Annotated in this window: 4 protein-coding genes; all 4 read left to right on the forward strand. The window is 35.6% G+C overall.

The features are described 5' to 3' along the window. The coding region (xerC, locus tag HU235_RS17930; protein WP_174881104.1) for a tyrosine recombinase XerC at positions 1 to 851 on the forward strand (851 nt) is incomplete at its 5' end. Between the two features lie 24 nt (positions 852 to 875). Then, positions 876 to 1,418 (forward strand): ATP-dependent protease subunit HslV, encoded by a 543-nt coding sequence (hslV, locus tag HU235_RS17935; protein ID WP_174881105.1) that lies wholly within the window; start codon positions 876 to 878, stop codon positions 1,416 to 1,418. Positions 1,419 to 1,436: 18 nt separating this feature from the next. Beyond that, positions 1,437 to 2,837, forward strand: a complete 1,401-nt coding sequence (hslU, locus tag HU235_RS17940; RefSeq protein ID WP_174881106.1) for an HslU--HslV peptidase ATPase subunit — start codon at positions 1,437 to 1,439, stop codon at positions 2,835 to 2,837. A 24-nt stretch (positions 2,838 to 2,861) separates the two neighbouring features. Next, entirely contained in the window at positions 2,862 to 3,641 is a 780-nt protein-coding gene (gene codY / locus HU235_RS17945) for a GTP-sensing pleiotropic transcriptional regulator CodY (protein ID WP_095298241.1), read from the forward strand. Positions 3,642 to 4,084 lie beyond the last annotated feature (443 nt).

Here is a 4,084-nt window from a genome sequence, read left to right on the forward strand (position 1 = left end):
ATTACTCACAATATACAATTGTGAGTTATATTTCTGATATTGAGGATTTCTTTACCTTTATGAAGAAGGAAGTTATCCAACATCTAGAGGATATTACATATCATGATATACGACTTTATTTAACCACATTACATAAGAGGAATTACTCTAGAAAATCGATTTCAAGGAAAATCTCTTCATTAAGGAGCTTCTTTAAGTTTCTTGTCCGGGAGGAAAAACTTAAGGATAATCCGTTTACATTGGTGTCACTGCCTAAGCGAGAACAGAAAATACCGAAGTTTTTATATGAAGAGGAAATTGAAAAGCTATTTGCTGTTTCTGACCTACAAACACCTTTAGGGCAAAGAAATCAGGCGATTCTAGAAGTATTGTATGGAACAGGCATCCGTGTAAGTGAATGTTGTAACATTAAGATGTCGGATATTGACTTTGCAATTGGTACAGTTTTGGTAAATGGAAAAGGTGGGAAACAAAGGTACGTCCCTTTTGGTAGCTTTGCTCATGATGCAATTGAACAATATGTTCACGATGGTAGGAAACAATTAATCAGTAAACGAAAAGCATCTGAGGATCATTCTTATTTATTTGTAAATCATCGTGGCGATCCTATTACAGATCGTGGGATTCGTCATGCCTTAAATGAAATGATTAAAAAAGCATCATTAACACTTCATATCCATCCTCATATGTTTAGACATACATTTGCAACACATCTATTAAATGAAGGTGCAGATATGCGAAGTGTACAAGAATTATTAGGTCATGCACATTTATCTTCCACTCAAGTATATACACATGTTACGAAGGAGCATTTAAAGAAGATTTACATGTCACATCACCCTCGTGCATAACGAAAAGTCTAAGGAGGTAATAAAATGTCACAATTTCATGCTACAACAATTTTTGCTGTTCGTCATAATGGAAAAGCTGCAATGGCAGGCGATGGTCAAGTTACATTCGGTAATGCAGTAGTGATGAAGCATACAGCAAAAAAGGTTCGGAAAATATTTAATGGAAAAGTAATTGCTGGTTTTGCTGGCTCAGTTGCAGATGCTTTTACATTATTTGAGCTCTTTGAAAACAGACTTGAAGAATATAATGGAAATCTTCAACGTGCAGCTGTAGAACTTGCAAAGGAATGGCGTAGTGATAAGGTTTTGAGAAAACTTGAAGCGATGCTCATTGTGATGAATGAAAAAGACTTATTACTAGTATCTGGAACAGGTGAAGTAATTGAACCTGATGATGGTATCCTTGCGATTGGATCTGGTGGTAATTATGCGTTATCTGCAGGGAGAGCATTGAAGCGTTATGCCGGCGATAGTCTAACTGCAACAGAAATTGCGAAAAACGCGTTAACAATTGCTGGGGAAATTTGTGTATATACAAATCAAAATATTATAGTCGAAGAGCTTTAATAAAGGAGGCTATTTACGTTGAGTAAAGAACTAACACCAAAACAAATTGTTGAACGGTTGGATCAATACATTGTAGGGCAAAAGGATGCGAAAAAAGCAGTAGCTGTTGCCTTACGAAATCGCTATAGAAGAAGCCTGCTAAGTGAAAAGCTAAGAGATGAAGTTGTACCGAAAAATATTCTGATGATAGGACCAACAGGAGTTGGGAAAACAGAAATTGCCAGAAGAATAGCAAAAATTGCAAGGGCACCATTTATTAAAGTTGAAGCAACAAAATTTACTGAGGTTGGATATGTCGGTAGAGATGTTGAATCAATGGTAAGAGATTTAGTTGAGACAGCTGTTCGCCTTGTCAAAGAGGAAAAAATGACAGATGTAAAAGGTGCTGCTGAAGAAAACGCCAATAAGCGGTTAGTTGAACTTTTAGTGCCTGGAAAGAAAAAGCAATCAACTGTAAAAAATCCATTGGAAATGTTATTTGGTGCTGCAAATCAGGCGCAAGAGGACAATGAGCCAGCAAATGATGAGGAAAGTCTGAAAGAAAAACGGAAAAGAATCGCTCATCAACTCGCATTAGGTGAATTAGAGGATCACTATGTTACAATAGAGGTGGAGGAACAACAACCATCTATGTTTGATATGCTCCAAGGATCCGGTATGGAACAAATGGGGATGAATATGCAGGACGCATTAGGAAATCTAATGCCAAAAAGAAAGAAAAAGCGCAAACTTACAATAAGGGAAGCAAGAAAAGTATTAACAAATGAAGAGGCAAGTAAACTAATTGACATGGATGAAGTAACACAGGAAGCGGTTGTGCGCTCAGAGCAAACTGGCATCATTTTCATTGATGAAATTGATAAAATTGCAGGAAAATCTAAAGGTGGTTCAACTGCAGATGTATCTAGAGAAGGAGTGCAAAGAGATATTTTACCAATTGTTGAGGGGTCAACAGTTGTGACGAAATATGGAACTGTTAAAACAGACCATGTTCTCTTTATTGCTGCAGGGGCTTTTCACATTTCGAAGCCTTCTGATCTTATTCCTGAACTTCAAGGGAGATTCCCAATTCGTGTTGAATTAACAAAGCTAAGTGTTGATGATTTTGTGAAAATTCTCGTTGAACCAGACAATGCATTATTAAAACAATATACAGCTTTAATACAAACTGAAGGTATACAATTAGAATTTTCAGACGATGCTATACGTAAGATAGCTGAAGTTGCATTTGAAGTGAACCAAAACACAGATAACATTGGTGCTAGAAGATTACATACAATTCTTGAGCGGCTTTTAGAAGATTTATCCTTTGAAGCACCTGACATAAACCTTGAGAAAATCGTGATCACGCCTCAATATGTTGAAGATAAGCTAGGGGAAATATCAAAAAACAAAGATTTAAGTCAATTTATTTTATAACAATTAAATACAGGAGGAACCATTATGGCTCTATTACAAAAAACACGTACAATCAATGCTATGCTTCAAAAGGCTGCTGGGAAGCCAGTAAACTTTCGAGAAATGGCAGAAACATTAAGTGATGTGATTACTGCGAATATCTTCGTAGTAAGTCGCAGAGGGAAATTATTAGGTTTTGCTATTAACCAGCAAATTGAAAATGATCGTATGAAAAAAATGCTTGAAGAACGTCAATTTCCAGAGGATTATACGAACAGCCTTTTTAATATTACAGAAACATCTTCTAATATCGATATAAATAGCGATTACACAGCGTTTCCTGTTGAAAATCGTGACCTATTTAAAAATGGTCTTACAACAATTGTACCGATTAATGGTGGTGGAGAAAGACTAGGTACATTAATCCTTGCTAGAGTACAAGATGAATTTGCTGATGAGGATTTAATTCTGGCAGAATACGGTGCTACTGTTGTTGGCATGGAAATTCTTCGTGAAAAAGCGGAGGAAATTGAGGAAGAAGCTCGTAGCAAAGCTGTAGTACAAATGGCAATTAGCTCTCTTTCATATAGTGAGCTTGAAGCAATTGAGCATATTTTCGAGGAATTGAGCGGAAATGAAGGGTTATTAGTTGCTAGTAAAATTGCTGACAGAGTAGGAATTACTCGTTCAGTTATTGTCAATGCTCTACGTAAATTAGAGAGTGCTGGGGTTATTGAATCTCGTTCTCTAGGGATGAAAGGAACATATATTAAAGTACTAAATGATAAATTTTTAATTGAACTAGAGAAAATTAAAGCAAATTAAGGGAAAAGGCTGTCTGACAGGTGATATGTTAGACAGCCTTTTTATAATGGTCTTACATCGTTTGAAATGGAGATAAGACGTACATAGATAGCAATCAAGAGTATGGATAGTTCTTTGAACGTTTAAGGGATATTTTGAATCCTCTAAGTTAAGCGCATTATGATGTGATCTAGCTTTCCTTGGCATAATGTCAGGAGAGAATTTCATTAAGCCTATTTCTTGAGATGTGACTCGTTTTTGAAGATAGGAAATAATTCACCTTTTCTTTTTTTAATGAGAGTAATGCAACTCACTTCTTATAAATCGATTGTTTCTCTTTGCTTCTCTGAATGAAACCTCTGTACTATAAACACTAAATTTTAATTTACATCTAAAGTACTATGAAAATGGAAAAAAAATTTCGTCTATTTTTGTCGTAATATATGGTATTTTTGTATATAGTG

This window comes from Metabacillus niabensis, from assembly GCF_902829255.1.
Lineage (GTDB): Bacteria > Bacillota > Bacilli > Bacillales > Bacillaceae > Metabacillus > Metabacillus niabensis.